The sequence below is a fragment of the Pseudoduganella albidiflava genome, from assembly GCF_004322755.1.
GTDB classification, from domain to species: Bacteria; Pseudomonadota; Gammaproteobacteria; order Burkholderiales; family Burkholderiaceae_D; genus Rugamonas; species Rugamonas albidiflava.
The window spans coordinates 2,221,707-2,242,554 of sequence record NZ_CP036401.1 but is presented as its reverse complement, the minus strand read 5'-3'; the positions used below and the strand labels follow the sequence as shown (position 1 = coordinate 2,242,554).

At 69.6% G+C, this 20,848-nt stretch carries 13 protein-coding genes; 2 read left to right on the top strand and 11 right to left on the bottom strand.

Annotated elements, in window-relative coordinates; all coding sequences use genetic code 11:
• Nucleotides 1–30 precede the first annotated feature (30 nt).
• Complete coding sequence (locus EYF70_RS09420; RefSeq protein ID WP_131145167.1) at nucleotides 31–588, bottom strand: GNAT family N-acetyltransferase; 558 nt, start codon at nucleotides 586–588, stop codon at nucleotides 31–33.
• A 206-nt stretch (nucleotides 589–794) separates the two neighbouring features.
• On the opposite strand from EYF70_RS09420, the gene EYF70_RS09415 reads away from it, so the two are divergent.
• Complete coding sequence (locus EYF70_RS09415; protein ID WP_131145166.1) at nucleotides 795–1,223, top strand: VOC family protein; 429 nt, start codon at nucleotides 795–797, stop codon at nucleotides 1,221–1,223.
• Nucleotides 1,224–1,264: 41 nt separating this feature from the next.
• Here the strand turns inward: EYF70_RS09415 and EYF70_RS09410 are convergent, their stop codons facing one another.
• From EYF70_RS09410 to EYF70_RS09375, 8 genes are all read right to left on the bottom strand, one after another.
• The gene (locus tag EYF70_RS09410; RefSeq protein ID WP_131145165.1) at nucleotides 1,265–2,791 is read right to left on the bottom strand and encodes a hypothetical protein; all 1,527 of its coding nucleotides are present in this window, start codon (nucleotides 2,789–2,791) and stop codon (nucleotides 1,265–1,267) included.
• The gene (locus EYF70_RS09405) at nucleotides 2,788–3,213 is read right to left on the bottom strand and encodes an ExbD/TolR family protein (protein ID WP_165497603.1); all 426 of its coding nucleotides are present in this window, start codon (nucleotides 3,211–3,213) and stop codon (nucleotides 2,788–2,790) included. Before EYF70_RS09405 ends, EYF70_RS09410 begins: the two co-directional genes overlap by 4 nt.
• Nucleotides 3,203–3,979 (bottom strand): MotA/TolQ/ExbB proton channel family protein, encoded by a 777-nt coding sequence (locus EYF70_RS09400; RefSeq protein ID WP_165497602.1) that lies wholly within the window; start codon nucleotides 3,977–3,979, stop codon nucleotides 3,203–3,205. Before EYF70_RS09400 ends, EYF70_RS09405 begins: the two co-directional genes overlap by 11 nt.
• Before the next feature lie 118 nt (nucleotides 3,980–4,097).
• Nucleotides 4,098–5,561, bottom strand: coding sequence for a glucose-6-phosphate dehydrogenase (gene zwf / locus EYF70_RS09395; RefSeq protein WP_131145162.1), 1,464 nt, complete (start codon nucleotides 5,559–5,561; stop codon nucleotides 4,098–4,100).
• A gap of 184 nt (nucleotides 5,562–5,745) precedes the next feature.
• A complete protein-coding gene (recD, locus tag EYF70_RS09390; protein ID WP_131145161.1) occupies nucleotides 5,746–7,740 on the bottom strand; it encodes an exodeoxyribonuclease V subunit alpha in 1,995 nt (664 codons plus the stop codon).
• Nucleotides 7,733–11,362 carry an exodeoxyribonuclease V subunit beta gene (recB, locus tag EYF70_RS09385; RefSeq protein WP_131145160.1) on the bottom strand — a complete coding sequence of 1,210 codons (3,630 nt, stop codon included), beginning with the start codon at nucleotides 11,360–11,362 and terminating at the stop codon, nucleotides 7,733–7,735. Before recB ends, recD begins: the two co-directional genes overlap by 8 nt.
• On the bottom strand, nucleotides 11,359–14,802 hold the full coding sequence (gene recC, locus EYF70_RS09380; protein ID WP_131145159.1) for an exodeoxyribonuclease V subunit gamma: 3,444 nt from the start codon (nucleotides 14,800–14,802) through the stop codon (nucleotides 11,359–11,361). Before recC ends, recB begins: the two co-directional genes overlap by 4 nt.
• Before the next feature lie 121 nt (nucleotides 14,803–14,923).
• Nucleotides 14,924–18,109, bottom strand: coding sequence for a CHASE domain-containing protein (locus EYF70_RS09375; protein WP_131145158.1), 3,186 nt, complete (start codon nucleotides 18,107–18,109; stop codon nucleotides 14,924–14,926).
• Nucleotides 18,110–18,274: 165 nt separating this feature from the next.
• Here EYF70_RS09375 and EYF70_RS09370 point away from each other — a divergent pair, with 165 nt between their 5' ends.
• Nucleotides 18,275–19,186 (top strand): MOSC domain-containing protein, encoded by a 912-nt coding sequence (locus tag EYF70_RS09370; RefSeq protein WP_229420781.1) that lies wholly within the window; start codon nucleotides 18,275–18,277, stop codon nucleotides 19,184–19,186.
• A 15-nt stretch (nucleotides 19,187–19,201) separates the two neighbouring features.
• On the opposite strand, the gene EYF70_RS09365 is transcribed toward EYF70_RS09370, so the two are convergent.
• Nucleotides 19,202–19,621, bottom strand: a complete 420-nt coding sequence (locus EYF70_RS09365) for a response regulator (protein ID WP_131145157.1) — start codon at nucleotides 19,619–19,621, stop codon at nucleotides 19,202–19,204.
• Nucleotides 19,621–20,814, bottom strand: coding sequence for a sensor histidine kinase (locus EYF70_RS09360; RefSeq protein WP_229420780.1), 1,194 nt, complete (start codon nucleotides 20,812–20,814; stop codon nucleotides 19,621–19,623). Before EYF70_RS09360 ends, EYF70_RS09365 begins: the two co-directional genes overlap by 1 nt.
• Between the last annotated feature and the right edge of the window lie 34 nt (nucleotides 20,815–20,848).

Below are 20,848 nucleotides of genomic sequence, written 5' to 3'. Positions count from 1 at the left end.
TATGGCCGCGCGGGCCCGCGGCGGAAATAGTCAGGACATTGATCGTTCGGCAGGCGTCTCCGGCACCAGCGACAGCACGTGCGCGGGGTGGGGCCGGCCGTGCAACTGCACGCGGTTGCGCGCCAGGCATTCGTGCAGGGCGCCCGCCTTGCGCGCCAGGCCCAGGCTCGCCGCGTTGCCCTCGGCGACGATGATCTCCACGCGATGCTGGCCCAGCTGTTCGAAGGCATGGCGCGCCAGCAGGTGCACGGCGGCCAGGCCGGCGCCCTGCCGCTGGGCCGACTGCCGGAGCCAGTAACCCAGGTTGCAGAAGGCATTGATCCTGTTGAATTGGTTCAGGCCGGCCGCGCCGAGGAGGACTTCGCCTTCGGCGCGGAAGATGCCGAACTCGTGCGACACGCCATCGCGCCGCGCGGCCGCGCAGTGGGCAATCCACTCCTCCGCATCGCTCAAGCCATACGCCGGGTGCGCCCAGCCCATCCATTTGCCGACGGTGTCCGCGGACTCGCGCACGGCGGCGGCGAGCGCCGGCGCGTCGGCCGGCACCAGGGGGCGCAACAGGAAATCGGCGGTGCGAAGCTGGGTCATCGGGCATCCCTGGTCATGGTGCCGCATCGCCGGGCTGGCGCTGCGGGCTGGCGTTGGCAAAAAGTCATGATGTTCCCCCATCTTAGCGAAGCCCGGGCATCCCGGCAATGCCCGGCCGGCGTGGCCCCGGCCGCCAGTCTTGTGCGACTTCCGGTGGCAAAACCTGCGATACTGTACGGCCCACCAACTCTGTCGGGGAGCACAGCATGGAAGCACAAGAGGTTCACCGTGGCCGCCTGATCGACCACATCCAGCTGGTCGTGAAAGACCTGCCCGCGTCGCAGAAGTTCTATACCGCCGTCTTCGGCGCGCTGGACATTCCGATCGGCGGCACGGCCGAGGATTATTTCTGGGTCGACGAGCTGTTCGTCTCCGCGCAGGACAGCGAGACCGCGCAGGGCCACCTGACGGGCCGCCATCACCTGGCGTTCCAGGCCCGCGACCGCGCCATGGTCGATGCCTTCCACCGGGCCGCGCTCGATGGCGGCGGCCGGGACAACGGCGCGCCGGGCGAGCGGCCCTACCACCCCGGCTACTATGCGGCGTTCGTCATCGACCCGGACGGCAACAATATCGAAGCCGTGTTCCACGGCGAATCGAAGCGCAGCGCGCCATCCGTGCATATCACGTGGTAAGCGGCCCCGCGCCGGTCCGGTAATCCCGGGGCGCCGCCCATTCAGGGCGGCGTCAGCACCATCGAGAAATACATGCGGCTGGGGCCATTCGCCACCTTGAAGAAAGCCTTGTTGCGGCCCTTGCGGAAGCGCACCCGCACCTTGCCTTCGGTGAGGTTGTACTGCTCGGCGTAGCTGTTGCGGGTGCCGTATATCTCGTTCCAGAACCATGCCTTGTTCCGGTTGCCGCCCTTCCAGACCAGCCGGTCGTTGATCCACAGCCGGGCATCGTCGTCGCCGCCGATCCACACCACCATCTCGCGATCCTCGTCGAACATCAGCTCCGTGTAGCCGTAGTAGACGCCGTTCTCCACCGGATCGGGCGGCACCAGCGGGTAGCCCGGACTGTTCACGTAGCGCCATTTCAGGACGCGGCCTTCCTTGCCCCGATAGGCCGCGTCGAGCACCACCGCCTGTTCCGGCGGGTGGCTGAAGTTGTCGAACAGTTGCAGGCCATGCCGGCCTTCGAAAGGCCCGATCAGGTACCAGCTGTTGACGTAGAGCCGGTTCGTGTAGATACCGCCCGTGCCGATGCCGCGGCCACTGGCCCTGGCCAGCGGGCCGCCGTCCAGGGCGGGAATGCGGCCGGACCCGGTGCCGAACAGCTCGATGCCGGTGCCGCCGTAGCGCCCCGATTTGTCGGCGACCTGCGCCACGTCGCGGTTGAGGAAGCGGGAGATCTGCCTGCTCGCCTCCACCGCGACGCCATGCTGGTCCCTTTGCACCTCTTGCTGTAGCTGGCGCTGGCGCTGCGCCAGCCGGTCCCGCGCCTGGGCTGCCAGCCGGGCAACGCGCGCCGTGGCCGCCGCCTCGTCCATCGGCCCGGCTGCCTGGCCGCCGGCCGCGCCCTGCGCCGCGTCCGCCGGCGGCTTCATGCCCGGCTGGAGCGCGGCGAGTCCGGGGGCCGGCTGCATGCCCTGCGGAGCTGCCCCGGCCGGGGGCGCCGGCCCATCCGGTGGCGTAGTCTGCGGCTGCGCGGCCCCGTCCGCGTCGTGCTCCTGGGGCAGGCGCGCCAGCAGCTTTTCCGCCGCAGCCTCGCGGGCCTGTGCCGCCAGCGCATCGATGTCGTCCGCCAGCGCCTCGGCCCGGGCCAGCAATTCCTCCGGCCGCTCCGGTGCGGTCGTCGCATCGAAGCGCGGCGCGCGCTCGTCCTCGCTGTTGGCCTCGCTGTTGGCCTCGTTGCTCGGCTCATTGCCGGCCTGCCTGTCCGCCACGTCGCTGGCCAGGTTGCCGGGGTCCTTTCCCGTGCCATCCCCGCGCGCAGCCTCGTCCCGGCCCATGCTTTGTTCCATCAGCTCCTTGATGCGCTCCATGTCGGCCACGCGCTGCCGCATCTGCGCATGGCTGGACATGGCGGCACCCGCCGCGATCTCGCGGGCCTGCGCCCGGGCCGCCGGCTGCCAGGCGCCGAGGTGGACCGCGAAGGCCAGCAGCACCGCGTGCGCGGCGGCCGACACATACCAGTACCGGTACCGGCGCAGGTGCGGGCCCAGGTGTGCGCTCCATTGTGCGCTCGGGTGCGCCCTCATTTCCTGGTATGGAGGGCGATCTGCGTGAAGCCCTCGAACTGGCACAGGTCCAGCACGTGGACGATGTGCTGGTAGGGTGTCTGCTCGTCGCCGTCGATGCGGATGGGGCGCCGGGGCTGGCGTGCCGCCTCCTTCTTCAGCGCGTCATGAAAGGCCTGCACCGTCACCCTGGCGCCATCGATATACAGCTTGCCGTCGCGGTCCACGCCCACCACCAGCGGCGACGGGGCGGCAGCGGCGCGTTCCAGGCTGGCCTGCGCGGCCGGCAGGATCACGGGCAGTTCCTTGTCGGGCTTCGCCTGTTGTTCGGGCTGCTTGAACGAGGTGGCCACCATGAAGAACATCAGCAGGAAGAAGATGCAGTCGATCAGCGCGATCAGGCCGATCTCGGGCGGCTCGTCGTGGCCGAGGTCAATGCGCATGGCCCACCACCTGCAGGGCCGGCGTGCCATCCTCGCGCGGCAGGAACCAGGCATGCAGCAGCCGGTTCACATCCTTCTCCAGCGCCAGGCCGAGCAAGGCGGTGCGGTGCTTCAGGTAATGGTGCATGGCCAGCGCGGGCAGCGCCACGCACAGGCCGGCCGCCGTGTTCACCAGCGCCATCGAAATGCCGCCGGCCAGCAGCGCCGGGTTGCCCATGCCTTCCGAGAACGCGATCACGTGGAACGCCTCGATCATGCCGATCACGGTGCCGAGCAGGCCGACGATCGGCGCCACCGTGGCGACGATCGACAGCGCATAGGACTTCTGCTGGTGCTGGCGCAGCTCCATCGACGCGATGTCGCCGGCGGCGGAGCCAAGCCGCGCAGGGTCGTGCCGCCGGTGCGCGACGAGGAAGCCGATCACGCGGCCCAGCGTGCTGTCGCTGCGCGCCGCCACCGCTTCGATGGCGGCGAAATCGTGCCTGGCCCACAGCGGCAGCACTTCGTCCGCCAGGCCGGCGGGCACCACGCGGCTGGCGCGGAAATGCACCAGCCGTTCGATCGCCACGGCAAGGAACAGGATCGACAGCCCGGCGATGGCCAGCAGCGGAATGCCGCCCTCCTCCAGCTGGGCCATCAGGTCGAGTCCGGTGGCCGCACGGGCCGGGGTGGCTGTCAGGGAGAGGAAAAGAACAGGCAGGAAAAACGGGGCAGGCAGGGAAAACGGAGCGGCGGCGGGAGCCGGCGGCGAAGTGTCTCTTGGCATGGTTTCAGGGCTGCGTGGCAGCGTTGTTATGCTGCCAAGTCTGCCACCGCGCGGCGGCGCGGCCCAATCACTTTTTAGGCAGCCGGGATACCGAAACCGGTATCCCGGCGCCTGCCGCTTACTCGAACCAGCTGAAGCCGTCGCGCGCCAGCAGGGCGAACGATTCGGACGGGCCCCAGGTGCCGGCCGCGTAGCCGCGCGGCTTTTCATTCAGCGTACCCCAGCCCTCGATGATCGGGTCGGCCCATTCCCACGCCGCTTCCAGTTCGTCGCGCCGCATGAAGTGCGTGAGGCGGCCGCGCACCACGTCGATCAGCAGGCGCTCGTACGCTTCGGCGCGGCGCTGCGTGAACGCCGAATGCAGGTCGAGGTTCAGTTCCACCTGCTGCATGTGCATGCCGCTGCCGGGCTGCTTGGCCATCACCTGCAGCTTGATCGCTTCTTCAGGCTGCAGCTCGATCACCAGCCGGTTGGCGACACCCGCGGAACTTTCCGGGAACAGCGGGAACGGCGGGTTGGCGAATTCCACCACGATCTTCGACGAACGGCGCTCCATGCGCTTGCCAGTGCGCAGGTAGAACGGCACCTTGGACCAGCGCCACGTGTCGACATACGTGCGCAGCGCCACGAAGGTTTCCGTGCCGCTGTCCGGCGGCACGTTCTTCTCTTCCAGGTAACCCGGCACGGCCTGGTTGCCGCTGGCGCCCCGCACATACTGGCCGCGCACCGTGTCGCGCGCGATGGTGGCCAGGTTGAAGCGGCGCAGCGAGCGCAGCACCTTGAGCTTTTCATCGCGCACCGCGTCGGGCGCCAGCGATGCCGGCGGTTCCATGGCGACGATGCACAGCAGCTGCAGCAGGTGGTTCTGCACCATGTCGCGCATGGCGCCGGTGCCGTCGTAGAAGCCCGCGCGGCTGCCCACGCCGACTTCCTCGGCCACCGTGATCTGCACGCTGGAGATGTTCGGCGCGCGCCACAGCGGTTCCAGGATCGAGTTCCCGAAGCGCAGCACCATCAGGTTCTGCACCGTTTCCTTGCCCAGGTAATGGTCGATCCGGTAGATCTGCGATTCGGCGAAATGCTTGCCGACCGCCTCGTTGATTTCCACCGCCGAGGCCAGGTCGCTGCCCAGCGGTTTTTCCAGCACCACCCGCGCATTGGCGTCGACCAGGCCAGCCGCGGACAGCTTCTCGCAGATGGTGGTGAACAGCGATGGCGCGGTGGACAGGTAGAACACCCGCACCGCGCCTTCGCGCGACATCTTCGCCAGCGCGGCCAGGTCGTCCTGCTGCACGTCCACGCGCACGAACTCCAGGCGCTGCAGGAAGCTGCGCCACGCCTCGTCGGTAAAGTTGCCGCCCGAGATAAACGAGCGCGAATGCTCCTCGACGAATGCCAGGTACGCCTCGCGGTTGAAATCCTGGCGTCCCGTGGAAATGATGCGGGTGCCGGACGGCAGGTTGCCGTGCAGGTGGGCCATGTACAGCGCCGGCAGCAGTTTGCGCATGGCGAGGTCGCCCATGCCCCCGAAGATGATCATGTCGAGTGGCAGGCTGTTATCTGGTTGTGCGGACGAGGTCATATCGATCGATGTGGTTGGAGAGGGAGATGATATCGAGACAGCATTGAAAACCTTGCAATGGTATCCGATGCGGCCGGACTTTGCCGATCGGGATTCGCCGGCCGCCTCCCGCGCCCGGCCCGAAGCGCCTATCCAGCCGTGCCGCCGCCCTGCAGCATCGCGGCGAACCGCTCGCGTCCGGGCTTCAAGTCCCGAGTGCCTGCCGCAATCCGCTGGCCCGCTGCGTGCGCCCGGCGATGGCCTGGTCGAACACGGCGGCGTTCGGCGAGACCAGCGTGAAGAATTCACGGGCGCGCGTGATCCCCGTATAGACCAGTTCGCGCGCCAGCACGGCGTTCGCCTGCGGCGGCAGCACCATCGCCGTGTGGAGGAATTCCGAGCCCTGCGACTTGTGGACCGTCATCGCGAAGGCCGTTTCCACGTTGCGCAGGCGCGTGGCCAGCACGCTGCGCACCGCTTCGCCGTCCGAGAACCAGACCCGCAGCGAATCGGGGCGCAGCGGATCGGGCAGGGTCAGGCCGATGTCGCCGTTATAGACACCCGTGGCGTAGTCGTTGCGCGTCACCATCACGGGGCGGCCCACGTACCATTCGCCGCGCCGGCGGATCAGCTTTGCCGTTTCCAGCTTGGCCTCGATCGCCTCGTTCAGCCCCGCGACGCCCCATTCGCCCTCGCGCACGGCGCACAGCAGGCGGAATTGCTCGAAGCGCTTGAGCACGTCGTTCACCCAGCCTTCGTAGTCGCCGCCCGGCCCTTCCCTCACACGCTCCAGGTAATCGCGGTAGCCGGCACCGGCGCCGGGCCGCCCGGCCACCGCGAGCGCCAGCACGTCGCCGGGCCGCGCCCCCTCGATCCAGCGCAGCCGCCCATCGCTTTCCGCCCTGAGCACCTCGCGGGCGGCATCGGCGTCGCCCTGGTTGACGGCGTTCGCCAGCTTGCCGATCGGGCCGCCGAAGCGCCGGCTCTGGCGCAGCATCACGATGCGCTGGGCCAGCGGCCCGCCATCGCGCTCGCGGAACGCCGGCGGGATCGTCTCGCCAGTGGCGGCCAGCACATAGTCGCAGGTGGCGGCATCGTAGTTGCCGCTTTCGGCCTGCGCGCACAGGTCGCCCAGCACGGCGCCCGCTTCGACCGACGCCAGCTGGTCCTTGTCGCCCAGCAGGACCAGGCGCGCATGCGACGGCAGTGCCGCCAGCAGGGCCGCCATCATCTCCAGGTGCACCATCGACGCTTCGTCGACGATCAGCACGTCCACCTCCAGCGGATTGCCGGCGTGGTGCGCGAAGCTGCGGGTGTCCGGCCGAGCCCCCAGCAGGCTGTGCAGGGTGCGCGCGCCGCCCATGCGCGCCGCCAGGTCGCGCAGGGCCAGGTCGCTGCCCAGCTTGCCGGCCAGTTCATCGAGCGCCATGTCGATCGACTGTTTCAGGCGGGCCGCCGCCTTGCCGGTCGGCGCGGCCAGGGCGATCCGCAATGCCGGCGCGGCCTCGCCGGCGGTGGCGAACAGCAGCGCCAGCAGCCGCGCCACCGTGTACGTCTTGCCGGTGCCGGGGCCGCCGGTGATGACGGCCAGTTGACCGCGCAGCGCGGCGGCGCAGGCGATCTTCTGCCAGTCCGGGCCACCCTCGCGTGCCGCGTGGGGGAACAGCCTGTCGAGCCATGCGCGTATGCCCCCGGTATCCACCTCGCCATCGGGGCCGGCGAGGGCCAGCGCCCGAGAACGCACCGAGGCCGCCACCGTCGACTCGTCGCGCCAGTAGCGGCGCAGGTACAGCCGTTCGCCGTCGAGCACCAGCGGCTGGTTGAAGTCCAGGTCGCCCACCGGCCAGACCTGTTCGCAGCCCTGCAGCGCGTTGCGCCAGCCGTTGACGTTCCTGGGCAGCGAGCCGCCGCCCTGGGCGGCCGCCGCGCGCAATGCCGCCCACTCGCCGTCCAGCCAGCCCACCTGCGGCGACGGGTCGCCGGCCAGGTCGGCCAGCACCAGGCAGCTGTGGCCGCGGCCCTCCAGCTCGGACAGCAGCAGGCAGGCCAGCAGCAGCGGCGGCGGGGTGTGGCCCAGCGTGGCCACGAAGCGGGCAAACGCCCCGGCCAGCCGGCGCAGCTTGCCGTTTTCGGTCAGCGTGTCGATGGTCTCGAACAGCGTCGCATGGGCATTCAGGTGAGCAGTCATCGGGTCAGTCATCGGTGTTTCCTTCGCGCCGCAGCAGCTCGTCCAGTTCGGCCAGCAGTGCCGGATCGGGTTCCAGCACATGGCAGCCGCGCGTGGCGGCGTTGCCGATGCCGCGCAGGAAGAAGAACACGGCGCCACCCAGCTGTTCGGCCGGATCGTAGGCATCGCCCAGCCGGCTCGCCAGCAGGCGGTGCAGCGCCAGCAGGTAGATCGCGCCCTGCACGTCGTAGCGGTGTTCGGCCATGCCCTGCGCCAGCGCCCTGGCGTGGTACGCCGCGTCGTTGCCGCCCAGCGCATTCGACTTGTAGTCCAGCACCCAGTAGCGCCCCGCATGCTCGAACACCAGGTCCGAGAAGCCTTTCAGCATGCCGTGCAGCGCGCGCTGCGGCAGTGCCGGGCGGGCGATGCCGTCGAGGAGATGGCGCCGGCACAGCGCATCGAGCGCGCCGGTGGCCAGGTGCTCGCTGGGGAACCAGAATTCCATCTCCGGCATCAGCGTGCCGATGTCGCGCAGCGCGGCACCCAGCGGCGGCAATTCGGTCGTCACGGCCGCGCGCAGCCAGGCCAGCGCATCGTCCAGCCGGTGGCCCCAGCCGGCCCGCTCGATACGGCGCGCCATGCGCACTTCGCAGGCGGCATCGGTCACGCAATCGAAGCCTTCCTGCGCCAGCCATTCCAGCTGTTCGTGCAGGAAGTTGCCGGGCACGGAGCCGCGCGGGAAACGGTGCCACGGGGCGTCGTCGATCCGGCCGGCCGCGACATCGGCGCCCTCGCCTTCCAGCAGCGTTTCCTCCAGCGCGCGGCGCGGCGCGGCCTGGGTGCCCCGCGCCAGCGAGGTGAAGCTGCCGACCGACCAGTCGCGCTCGAAGCGGGCATCGTAGGGCCGCGGCTCGAGCAGCGGCTCGCGCCGTTCTTCCCGGTCGAGCAGCGTGGGCCGCTCGGGGTGGCACAGCGAGGCGATGCCGATCGCGCCGCAGTCGCCGGCCAGCTCACGCCAGCGTTCCTGCAGGCTTTCCGCCGGCAGCGGTGCGCCACCGGTCAGCAGGTAGCCCAGCGCCGACTCGTGCAGCACGTTGCTGCCTTCCTTGCGGGCCGGCAGCGCGGCCACGCCCAGCCACAGGAAATGCCGGGCGCGGGTCAGCGCCACGTACAGCAGCCGCAAGTCTTCCTCGATGCGGGCCGCCTCCACGGCTGCCTGCGCCTCCTCGGACAAGGACATGTCGATGCGGCGCGTGCCCTGCGCATCGGTGTACTCGAAGAAGCTGCGGTTGCGCTTGTCCACCTTGCGCGCCGTGACGGCGAACGGCAGGTACACCATCGGGTATTCCAGGCCCTTGGACTTGTGCACCGTGACGACCTTCACCAGCTCGGCATCCGATTCCAGCCGCAGCACCTGTTCGTCGCCCGTGGCGCCCTCGCCTTCGACCTGTTCGGCCATCCAGCGGATCAGCGCCTGCTCGCCATCGAGCTGGCGGCTGGCCCCCTGCAGCAGTTCGGCCAGGTGCAGCAGATTGGTCAGGCTGCGTTCGCCGCCCACGTTGCCGGGCGCCAGCAGCGCGGCCGGCAAGCCCAGCTCGTGGATGAAGCGCCGCAGCATCGCCAGCACACCCTGGCGCTGCCACACCGTGTGCAGGTTCTTCAGCTGCTCGACGCGGGCTTCCCACGCCAGTTCGTCCGACGACATGCGCGCCAGCTCGGCCAGCGGGATATTGGCGGTGCGGGTGGCGAAGGCGGCCCTGGCCAGCGCGCCATCGAGCGGGTTGGCCAGCGCGGCGAGCCAGCGCAGCACGTCCTTCGCCTCGTCGCTCTCCAGCACGGAATCCTTGTCGGACAGGTAGACGCTGGGCACGCGCCGCTGCTGCAGCGCGCGCCGGATGGCGCTGGCTTCCTTCCGGTCGCGCACGAGGATCGCGATATCGGCCGGCTGCAGCCGCTCGAAGCCGCGCGGCCCCTCGAAGCCAGTGCGCGGATCGTTCAGCAGGCGCACGATATGCTCGGCGCAATGGTGCGCGAAGAATTCACGGTAGCCGTCCGCCTTCAGGTCCGATACGTCGCTGCACGACACGGTGAGGGCCTGCAACTGCCCGTCCACGCCCACCAGGCGCTCGCCGCGCCCCTTGGCATCGACCGCATCGAACGGCAGCGGATTGACGGTGCCGCGCCGGAAGCGGAAGGCGCCCTGCGCGAAGCCGCCGCCGCCGGCCGCGCCTTCGGCGTGCAGGAAGATGCGGTTCACCGCTTCCACCACTTCGCGCGTGGACCGGTAGTTCGTGCCGAGCTGGTAGTGCCGCCCTTCGGTGGCGCGCCGCGCCGCCAGGTAGCTGTGGATGTCGGCGCCGCGGAAGCCGTAGATCGACTGCTTCGGATCGCCGATCAGGAACAGGCCCGATGCCGGATCGTTGTCGGCCACCCGGTACAGCAGGTCGAAGATACGGTATTGCAAGGGGGCGGTATCCTGGAATTCATCGACCAGCGCCACCGGGTATTGCTCGGTGATGCGCTGGCGCAGCGCCGCGCCGTTGTCGCCCTCCAGCGCCTTTTGCAGCCGCACCAGCATGTCGGCGAAGCCGAACTGCCGGTCGCGCGCTTTCAGCTCGGCCATTCGCGCGGCGATGATGCCGGCGGCATGGCGGTACAGGCGGTGCGCCAGCGGTTCGAGGGCGGACAGCGCTTCCCGCAGCGCCTCCAGTGCAGCGAAGTCGTCCGGGATATCGCTGCCGCTGTAGGCCTCGGCGATCCCGGCCGGCACCAGCCGGTTCCAGCCGCCCTTCAGGTCCAGGCCGACCATGGCCGGATCGGCGGCCCACGCGCGCAGCGTCGCGAACCAGCCGTCCAGCCAGCGCGCCTGGATCAGCTTGCCATTCAGCTGCTTGGCCGCCTTGGCCCGCTCCAGCCACAGCGCCATGCGCTCGACCCGTTCCAGCCAGCCTTCCTTCAGCACGGCGAGGTGCTGCGCGCGCTCGCGCAGCGTGCGGCCGATCAGCGCGCCCAGCGGCTCGTCCATGCGCCAGCCGTCATCGGCGCGCTTGACCAGTTCGCGCAGGCCGCGCTTGAGCCGTTCCACGTCCGGCCAGCATTCCAGCAGCGCGCCCAGGGCCGGCTCGCGCAGCGGATACACCTGCTGGCGCCAGTAATCGTGGGCGGCATCCTCGAACAGCGCCGCTTCGTCGCTGATCAGTTCCTCGTCGAACAGGCTGCCGCTGTCGAACGCGTGCTCGCGCAGCATGCGCTGGCACCACGCGTCGATCGTGAAGATCGCCGCCTCGTCCATCGTTTCGGCGGCCAGCATCAGCCGGTGCGCGGCCTGCTGGCGCCCGGTCTCGTCGGGGTAGGCTTCCAGCAGGCCGGCCAGGAACGGATCGCAATCCTCGACCTGGCCACGGAAACAGCCGGCCGCCTCGACCAGCCGTTCGCGGATGCGGTTCGACAGTTCGCGCGTGGCCGCGCGGGTAAACGTCATCACGAGGATGTCGGCCGGCAGCAGCGGGCGCCCGAACGCGTCGCCGCCGCCGTGGCCCAGCACCAGGCGCAGGTACAGCGCGGCGATGGTCCATGTCTTGCCGGTACCGGCACTGGCCTCGATCAGCCGGGTGCCGTGCAGCGGGAAGGTCATCGGATCGAGCAGGCGGCTCATGGCTGGCCTCCCTCGATCGGCTGCACCTCGACGGTGGCCAGCCAGTCGACCAGCGGTCCATACAGGGCGCGCGCGGTCGCGGCGAATCCCGGTTCGGCCTGCAGGTCGCCGTACTCCGGCCACAGCCGGTACAGGCACATGTCGTCCTTCTCGCCGCGGCGGTCGAAGCCATGCTCGTAGGTCTCGCGCGGGTCGCCGCCGGACAGCAGCGCCAGCGCTGTCTTGCTGGCCACCGGCAGCGGCCCGTCCATGCCGCGCCGCCACAGGGCGACCAGGCCGGCCAGCGCGGCGCGCGCCGCTTCGCCGTCGAGCGGCGGCATCGACAGCACCGCATCGCGCGCCACCAGCAGGCCCGTCACGGGCACGCCCTGCGCCGCGGCGGCCAGCTGGCGCAGCCAGGCGGCCGCCAGCTTGTCGCCCCGCGGCTGGCCGGACTTGTCCAGCGCCTTGGACGACATCTGCGCCAGCCATACCTTGGCGTTGCCGTCGGCGCGCAGGCCGTCGATCCAGTCTTCCAGCACCACGCCGTCCAGTTCCAGGCCGACCGGCAGCTTGGGCGCCGCCTCCGGGAACGCGCCGCGCAACTGCAGCCAGGCGCGGCGCACCGGCAGCAGCGCTTCGATCAGGTTGTCGCGCACGCGGTCGCCGATCACGCCGATCGGCAGCACGCCTTCGCGCTGCAGCCGGGCCGCCCGTTCCACCAGGCTGGCGCGCACGTCCTCCTCGTCCACGGCGCCGTCGTCCTCCAGCATCTCGTCTTCCAGGAAGTAGCGGTCCAGCGCATCGAGCACGAACGGTTCCTCGTCTTCGCCGACCAGCGCCGAGTCGGCGAACCGCACGCCGAAGCGCTGGGCGAAGAAGTATTTCACGGGCTGGCGCAGGAAGGCCACCAGGCCGGCCAGCTTCAGGCGGAAGCGCTCGTCGAGTTCATACGGCGGCAGCGCGGGGGCTTGGCCATCCTGTGGTTCGGCATGCGGCGGCAGTGCCGGCGCCTCGCCCGGCGCGTGGGCCGAGCGCCATTCGGCCGCGTAGGTGAGCAGGCCGCCCCGCTCGAAGTAGCGGCGCGAGAATGGCTGCAGCGCGTGCTCGGTGGTGCGTTCGTGCAGGTCGAGATGCCAGCCGGCCTTCAGGTAGTCGAGCAGTTGCGCCACCAGTACCGACGGCGGCTGCTCGCTGTTGTCGCGGGCGTTGCGGCCGCACCAGCTCACGTACAGCACGTCGCGCGCGGCCAGCACCGCTTCCAGCATCAGGTAGCGGTCGTCGTCGCGGCGCGAGCGGTCGCCGGGGCGCGCCATGCCGGGCAGCGCCAGCAGGTCGAAGTCGGCGCGGCTGGCGCGGCGCGGGAAATCGCCATCGTTCATGCCCAGCAGGCAGACCATCCGGAACGGCACGGCGCGCATCGGCATCAGCGTGCAGAACGTCACCCCGCCGGAGACGAACTGGTGTTCCAGCGACGGTTCGTCCAACGCGCCCAGCCACGCTTCGCGCAGCACCGACAGCGGCACCGGCTCGTCGAAGCCGGCGCCGTCGCACGTCTCCAGCCACGCGTTGAGCGTCGCGCCCAACTCGTTCATGGTCAGCTTGTCGGCTTCGTCGCGGGCATCGAAGAAGGTGACCAGCAGCGCGCGCGCCTGTTCGCCCCACTCGGCCGGCGTGCGGGGCCGGGCCAGCCGGTTGCGCCAGTCCAGCAGGGCTTCGACCAGCTGGGCCAGCGAGCCGGCCAGCGCGGCATCCAGGCCGCCCACCTCACCGTATGGTTCGATGTCGCCGAAGGCGCCGCCCGTGCCGCTGGCATAGCCGAGCAGCATGCGGCGGATGCCGAAGATCCATGCGTTCTGTTCGCCGGTGGGCTCCAGGCCCAGGCCGGCGCGGTGGGCGCGGTCCAGGCCCCAGCGCACGCCCGCCCCTTCGATCCAGCGGCCGAGGATCGGCAGGTCGTCGTCGGCCAGGCCGAAGCGGGCCGCCAGCGCCGGCACGTCCAGCAGGTCGCGCACCTCGCTTTGCCGGCAGCGCTGCTGCGGCAGGCGCAGCAGCCATTCCAGCGCCACCAGCAGCGGGTTTACGCTGCGGTCGTTGACGTCGCCGATCTCGAACGGGATGTGGCGCGCATCTCCGCGCTTGCCACCACCCGTATTGCCGCCCTTGCCACCCCCCTTGTACTGGCCGAAGACGGCGTGGATGGCCGCCGTGAACACGCCGATGTCCGGGACCATGACGACGATATCGCGCGGGCGCAGCGTGGGATCGGCGGCGAAACGGGCCAGCAACTGGTCGTGCAGCACTTCCACCTCGCGCTGCACGCTGTGGGCGATGTGGAACACGATCGAGCGGTCCTCCCCGTCCGGCACGGGGAAATGGTGTTCGGACAGCGGCAGCATGTCGCGCACCGCGCCCTGCAACTGCTGCAGCAGCGTGTCGCCGTCGCCATCGCTGAACAGGTCCACGCGCAGGTGCCCGGCCTCGTCGCCGGAAGCTTCGTCGAATTCATCCAGCATGCGGATATAGTCGCGCCCCTGCCGGCCCCAGCTCGCCAGCAGCGGGTGGCTGTGGGCGTGCAGCGCCTCGATCGGCACGCTGGCCAGGTCGATGCCGTTGCGCTGCGGCTGGCGGCGCCGCGCGGCGCGCAGCAGGTCGCGGCCATCGATGATGTCGCCCCAGTAGAAGCGGCACGGGTTAGGCACGGCCACGATCACCTGGGTGAACCGGGCCAGCGCCGCCAGCGCCTGCAGGGTCTGGTACGGCAGCGCGGAAACGCCGAACAGCACGACGCGGCGCGGCAGCGCGGCCGCCGGCATAGCGCCCGACGCCACGGCGCGGAGGAATTCCGTGTGCACGCCGGCGCGGCCCAGCGTGCGCTCTTCCTCCGGCACGCTGGCGATGATGGCGCGCCACAGCGCGGCCTGCCAGCGCTGGCCTTCCGGCAGCGGGTAATGCAGGCCGCGCGGGCAGCACATCTGGTCGCGCCCGGCCGCCCAGTCTTCCAGCCAGTCGGCGCGGTACACCTGGTACTGGTCGAACAGGTCGGACAGCCGCTCGGCCAGCTGCAGCCGGCGTTCCTGGCAGCCCCCCTTGAGGAAATGGCGCAGCGGCTCGAAGGCATCCTCGCGCAACAGCGCCGGCAGCAGGCGCATCAGCCGCCAGGTGAGCGGGCCCTTGTCGAAGGCGGACGTGCGCGGCACGCGGTCGCGGCCCAGCATGGCGCGGTAGGCTTCCCACAGGAACCGGGCCGGCAGCGCCACGCGGGTGGCGGCGCACACGCCCGCCTGTTCCGCCAGGGCGATCTTGAGCCATTCGGCCACGCCGTTCGACTGCACCAGCAGCACGTCCGATTCCAGCGGTGCCAGGGGGTTGGCCTGCAGCCATTGGAACACGGCGGCACGCAGCTGTTCGAGCTGGTTGCCGTGCAGAATCAGTAAGCCGGGTGCGATGCCTGTTGCCATGGGGTGTACTTGGTGGTCGAAACGCGGGACAGGTGGCTATTATCGCCGATCCCTACCAGCCGGTGCCTTGCAGCAATGGAGATTGCCGACGACGGGTTCAGGGACGAGCTCGGGGACGGGCTCAGCCGGGCTGGCTGCCCAGTTCGCGCAGCAGCGGTTCCAGGTCCACGTCGATATAGCGCTCCAGCCGGTCCAGCATGGGCCCCATGTGGGCGACGATACGCTCGGCGGCGGCTACGTCGTCCTGCGGCTTGAGCCGTTCCAGCGCCACGCACAGTTCGGCGAAGGCCAGCGCGCCGACCGCGCGCGCCGACGACTTGATCCGGTGCCCCAGCTCGCGCAGCCGCTTCATGTCCCGCGCGGCCAGCGCCGCTTCGATCTCGACCATCCCGTCGCGCCCGGATGCCAGGAACATCAGCGCATAGCGGCGCATCTTGTCGGGCCGGTTGCCGAAGGTCTGGCCCAGCACGTCCGGGTCGAACAGCGGCGGCTCGGCCGGCGCGAACGGGGCCATCACATCCGTGGCGCGCCGCGCCGGGATGCCGGCCGCAGCGGCCTGCCCTGCCCCCTGTCCTGCACCTTCGTGCTTTGCCGCCCCATCCGTCGCCTCGCCGGCTGCCCCCGGGCCGGCGCCACCCTGGCTTGCCGTTCCTTCCTTCACCGCCTGGCTTGCCGTGGCCGTGCCTGGCTGCGCCGGACGGCCGTCCACCACGCGCTGGCTCAGCCACTTCGACAACGTGGCCAGCAGCTGGTTCGGCACCACCGGCTTGGTCAGGAAATCGTCCATTCCCGCTTCCTGGCAGCGCAGCTGGTCTTCGCGCCCGGCATTGGCCGTCATGGCGATCACCGTCAGGCCGGACAGCGCCGCGTGGCCGCGGATCCGGCGCGTGGCTTCGAAGCCATCCATCACCGGCATCTGCACGTCCATCAGCACGCAATCGAACTGGCCCTTCTGCAGCAGGTCGATGGCTTCCTGCCCGTTATTGGCGATCACCACCGTGGCGCCGGCTTCCTCGATCAGTTCCTGCCCGACCTGCTGGCTGAACACATTGTCTTCGACCAGCAGGATGGCGGCCCCGCGCAGCGGCGCCAGCAGCTCTTCCTCCAATACCGTGTCGCTGGCCGCCGGCGGCAGCGCCACGCCCTTTTCCAGCTGCGCCGTGAACCAGAACGTGCTGCCCCGCCCCGGCGTGCTTTCCACGCCCACGGTACCGCCCATCAGCTCGGCCAGCTGCTTGCTGATCACCAGCCCCAGGCCGGTGCCGCCATACTTGCGCGTGGTGGACGTGTCGGCCTGGTGGAACGACTGGAACAGGCCGGCCACCTGGGCCGGCGTCATGCCGATGCCCTGGTCCTGCACCTCGAAGCGCACGGTCAGCCGGTTGTCGCGTTCCTCGATCACGCGGGCGCGCAGGAACACCGTGCCGCGCTCGGAAAACTTGATCGCATTGCTGGTGAAATTGAGCAGCACCTGTTCCAGCCGCAGGGGGTCGCCGCGCAGTTGCGCCGGCACGTTGGGCCAGGCCTCGAACACCAGCTCCAGGCCGCGCCGCGACGCCCCGTCGGCCAGCTGGGTGGCAACGTTGCCGAACAGCGCATCGAGCGGGAAATCCAGCATCTCCAGGTCGAGCTTGCCCGCTTCGATCTTGGAAAAGTCGAGGATGTTGTTGATGATGCCCAGCAGGTGCTGGCCCGAGTGGTAGATCTTCTGCAGGTAGTCGCGCTGCCGCGGATCGGCCACCGATTTCAGCGCCAGGTGCGCCATGCCGATCACGCTGTTCATCGGCGTGCGGATTTCATGGCTCATGTTGGACAGGAAATCGCTCTTGGCCCGGCTGGCGGCCTGCGCCGCTTCCTTCAGTTCGTGCAGCTCGGTCACGTCGGTGGACAGCGCGATCACGGCCGGCCCGCGCTCCAGCGCCACGGCCGCCTTCACCGTCCACAGGTGGCGCGTATTGCCCTGCGCATCGACGAAGGTTCCCTCGCTGGTGCGCTTGATGCCGTCGGCCAGCACCTCCCGGTCTTCCAGCCAGTCGCGGGTGGCGATGCGCTTGGGCAGCAGTTCGCTGTCCATCCGGCCGACGATCTGCTCGGCCGGGCGGCCCATCACCTGCGCCATGCGCGCGTTGACATAGATGAAGCGGCGCTCGCCATCCTTCATGTACACGTGCGCGTCGACGTTGTCCAGCACGCTGTCGAGCAGGCGGCGCTGTTCCTGCGCGTTGCGGCGCTGCGATGTCAGCATGAACACATAGCTGTACAGCAGCATCGTGCCGGCAAAGCCGGTCGCCAGCGCGATCCACGGCAGCTGGCGGTCGAAGCGGCTGATCATGTCCGCCTTGGGCGTGTAGAAGCGCGCCTTCCACAGCGCGCCGTTGAAGTCGATCGGCAGCACGGCCACGAAGTAATCGTCGACGATGTCCGGCAGCGTGGCCGGTGCATCCAGCGCGCCGGTATCGTTGTAGAGCAGGCGGTCGTCGCTTTCGATCTGCAGGCGGCGCTGTTCCACGGGGGTGGTGCCGTCGGAATACAGGATCAGGCGCACCTTGCGGTCGGCCGTCTCGTCGATCGCGCCCTGCACCAGCGCCGACACGGAAAAGCCGATGCCCACCGAGCCCAGGTAGGCGGCGCGGCGGCCAGGCACGTCGCCGATCGGCATGCCGCGCCGGTACACCGGCAGGCGCATGCCCAGGCCGATGTGCGGTACCGGGCCCTGCACCTTCACGGGCTGGCCGGAGGCGCTGATCTGGCCGGTATCGCGCGACAGGTCCATGGCCCGCGCGATGGCCGGATTGGCGGTGATGTCGACGCCCATCTTTTCCCGCAGCGGCGGTTCCAGCCAGGCCAGCGGCGCATAGCGGTCGCGCTGCCCCGGCGGGCGGATCTCGAACCCCGGGTAGCCGGCCGGATCCACGCTGCGGTCGGCGCGCACGGCGGCCACGAACGCGGCGCGCTCCTCGGCCCGCACGTCGGGCGCGAAGTTGATCGTTTCGATGGCCGGGAAATGGCGCGACACGTCGAGGCTGGCCACGTATTGCCGGAATTGCAGGCGCGACAGGCTGTCGGACGTCTGGAACAGCGCCACCAGCCCGCGCAGCACGTCCGAATACGCCTTGACGCTGGCACCGATGCTGTACTGGGTGGCGCGCGCCGCGTTATCGAAGCGCACGCGCGCATCGTCTTCCACCGACTTGACCGTGGCCGCATACAGCGTGAGCCCCACCACGGTGGCCAGCAACCACCCGACGCCCCACTGCAGCAGGCGGGGCGCCACGGTTGCCTTCCTGAATTCACCGGTTTTGCGCATTGAATATCGTCGAGTACTTCTTGCAATACAGCAGCATACATTGAAAGGCCGTTGCGGTCATCGCGGCACTGGCCGGGCTGGATCCCGCATCGCCCACGGTAGCGGCCATGGTAACGGCACGGGCGGGCCGGGGGCCGTCCCGCTGCCCGCGGAGGCTGGCGCAACATGCGGCAAACGGCAGTGGCGGCGTGGTTCCCGAACGTTGCCGGACAAAATCGCAAGGCGGGGGAAGGCGTGGCGGACGCGCCACATCGGGCCCCGCACCTGCCGGTAGTGGCCGGCAGTCACGTGCCGGCACGCAGCGCTGCTACACTTGCCGATTCGCCATCTCTCCCGTTCATCCTCTTGCCCGCCCCTCCTCCTTCGCCTCAGCTGGTTTGCCCGCCCGACCTGGCCGATGGCGGCGTTGCCCTCGGCCGCGTACAAGCCCTGATGGTGCGGCCGTCGCTGCGCGACGCGCCACGCGCCGTGCCCTCGGTGGACGCCATCGCTGGCCTTGGCCTGGGGGGCGACGCGCACGCCGACCCGCTGTCGCCGCGCCAGGTGCTGCTGGCCGGCGCTCCGGCGTATGCGCGGCATGGCCTGCCGGCGCATGCGCTGCGCGAAAACCTGCTGCTCGATATCGATACCGCGGCGCTGCTTTCCGGCTCGCTGCTGCGCGTGGGCCCGCAGGCGGTGCTGCGGCTGACGTTTGCCTGCGAAGCATGCGGTTACCTGGACAAACGCCAGCCCGGCGTGGCGGCGGCGATCGGCCGCGCCCGCGGCATGCTGGCCCGGGTGGCGTGCGGCGGCACGATCGGCGCGGGCGATCCCGTGGTCCTGCTGCCGGCGCGGCTTCCCGCCTGGGACGACGACTGGCGCGCCCGCGTCGCGGCGGTACTTGCCCGGGTGCCGCAAGGCATGGTGATCGAATACCGGCAGCTGGCGCGGCTGGCCGGCGTGCAGCCGGTGTATTGCCGCGCCTTCCCCCGGCTGGTGCGCAAGCTGGGCCTCGGCCATGTGGCGGTGCCGATGGCCGGCCAGCCGGAGAAGCCGCGCTGGCACGGGAACGGGTTGTTCGACGCGCCCGCGCCGTGACGGCCCGCTGCCCCGTTACGCCTGGTGTCCGGCGATGCCGCGGGCGAGCAGGCCGATGATCGTTTCGATCCTGTAGGGCTTGGGGGCGAAGCGGTAGAGCCGGTCCCGGCCAGCCAGCATGCCTGGCGGCGCGTGGCCCGACGTCAGCACCACGTGCAGATCCGGGAACCGCCTGCGGATTTCGCAGGCCAGTTCGATGCCGCTCATGTCCGGCATGGTGATGTCGGAAAACACGGCGGTGATGGCCGGATCGGCGGCCAGCACCGCCAGCGCGGCGGCGGCCGAGTAGACCACCGTATTGTCTACGGCATGGAACGCCAGCAGCGCTCCGGCAAGCTCGGCAAGGTCCCGTTCGTCATCGATGACCAGCACCTTGAGCGGGCGGGTGCCGGCCCCGCGCGGCAACGCCCCCCGATCGTCGTCGTCCAGCGGCATCACGCGGCCTGGGGCGTGGAGTTGCTCTTGCCGCCCGCCCCGGCGCCGGCGCCCCCGAATCCGGCCGGCAGGCGCGGTATGGTCACGATGAAGGTCGTTCCACTGGACGGGTCGGACGTCAGGGTGATCGTGCCACCGTGCGCATGAACGATCTCGCGTGAAATATACAGGCCGATACCCAGGCTGGTACGTTCCATGTAGGCGCCCTCTTTCCAGTCCGCATTCGCGGCAATGCGGACCATCGGGTCGAAAATGGTCGGCAGCGTTTCCGCCGGAATGGTCTTGCCCTGGTTGTTCACGAAAATCTGCACGTCGTCGGCATTCGCCTCGACGCGGACCGACACGGGAATCTCCGGATCGCCGTACTGGATCGCATTGCCGATCAGGTTCGACAATACCTGGGCAATACGGCCTTCATCGAAAATCGCGTCGAGTTTCGATGGAGCGTGAAGTTCGACAAGCCGCTCGGGGTGAAACGTGCGCAATTCATTGACGACTTCCTCGCAAATGGCCACCAGGCTGCCCTGCTTGACGCGGATCGGAATTCCCGGACCGAGGTGGGTGCGCGTGAAATCGATGAGATCGTTGATCAGCTTGCTCATCCTTTTCGCGCTGTTGAACATCCTGGTGGCGACCAGCACATATTTCGCCGGGATATCGGTCGCCTGCATCAGGAAACTCGTTCCGGTAACGACCGTGCCCAGCGGATTGCGCAAATCATGGCCGAGAATCGCCAGGAACATGTTTTGAGACTGCTTGACCATGTATTCGTACCGCGCGACCGATTCCGCGACCGCCTGGTCGACGGCTTCGTTGAAGCGCATGATATCGGTCATCTGCGTCGGGTGGGCCGCGCTGGTCTCGGCGGCCCAGAGCATCAGCACGCTGGCGCGCAGCGCCCGGTATTCCGACACGAGCTGGACGACGGTATAGCCGGACAGCAGTCGCGCTTCCGCATGGGTCTCGGCAGCGGTATCCGCGTGGGACCGGGTGCCGAGGCCTTTCGACTTGGCGGCGCGCTCGTGCTCGGTCTGCGCGGTGGCCATGTCGGCCGCGAACGCATGCAGCATCTGCCGGGCATGGTCGCGCAGCTCGGCGTCGTCCATCGTCAGCGCGGGCGGTTCGATCGTTCGCGCGAAATCTTCCCAGGCCTGCAGGATCGGCTCGATGTGCTCGTAAATAAACGTGCTCAACCGATTTTGCTGTGTCATGTTTGAAACCTTGGTA

Excerpts from the sequence above, each read along its gene's own strand:
- EYF70_RS09420 (WP_131145167.1), bottom strand. The coding sequence starts at position 588 with ATGACCCAGCTTCGCACCGCCGATTTCCTGTTGCGCCCCCTGGTGCCG.
- EYF70_RS09415 (WP_131145166.1), top strand. The coding sequence starts at position 795 with ATGGAAGCACAAGAGGTTCACCGTGGCCGCCTGATCGACCACATCCAG.
- EYF70_RS09410 (WP_131145165.1), bottom strand. The coding sequence starts at position 2,791 with ATGAGGGCGCACCCGAGCGCACAATGGAGCGCACACCTGGGCCCGCAC.
- EYF70_RS09405 (WP_165497603.1), bottom strand. The coding sequence starts at position 3,213 with ATGCGCATTGACCTCGGCCACGACGAGCCGCCCGAGATCGGCCTGATC.
- EYF70_RS09400 (WP_165497602.1), bottom strand. The coding sequence starts at position 3,979 with ATGCCAAGAGACACTTCGCCGCCGGCTCCCGCCGCCGCTCCGTTTTCC.
- zwf (WP_131145162.1), bottom strand. The coding sequence starts at position 5,561 with ATGACCTCGTCCGCACAACCAGATAACAGCCTGCCACTCGACATGATC.
- recD (WP_131145161.1), bottom strand. The coding sequence starts at position 7,740 with ATGACTGACCCGATGACTGCTCACCTGAATGCCCATGCGACGCTGTTC.
- recB (WP_131145160.1), bottom strand. The coding sequence starts at position 11,362 with ATGAGCCGCCTGCTCGATCCGATGACCTTCCCGCTGCACGGCACCCGG.
- recC (WP_131145159.1), bottom strand. The coding sequence starts at position 14,802 with ATGGCAACAGGCATCGCACCCGGCTTACTGATTCTGCACGGCAACCAG.
- EYF70_RS09375 (WP_131145158.1), bottom strand. The coding sequence starts at position 18,109 with ATGCGCAAAACCGGTGAATTCAGGAAGGCAACCGTGGCGCCCCGCCTG.
- EYF70_RS09370 (WP_229420781.1), top strand. The coding sequence starts at position 18,275 with ATGCGGCAAACGGCAGTGGCGGCGTGGTTCCCGAACGTTGCCGGACAA.
- EYF70_RS09365 (WP_131145157.1), bottom strand. The coding sequence starts at position 19,621 with ATGCCGCTGGACGACGACGATCGGGGGGCGTTGCCGCGCGGGGCCGGC.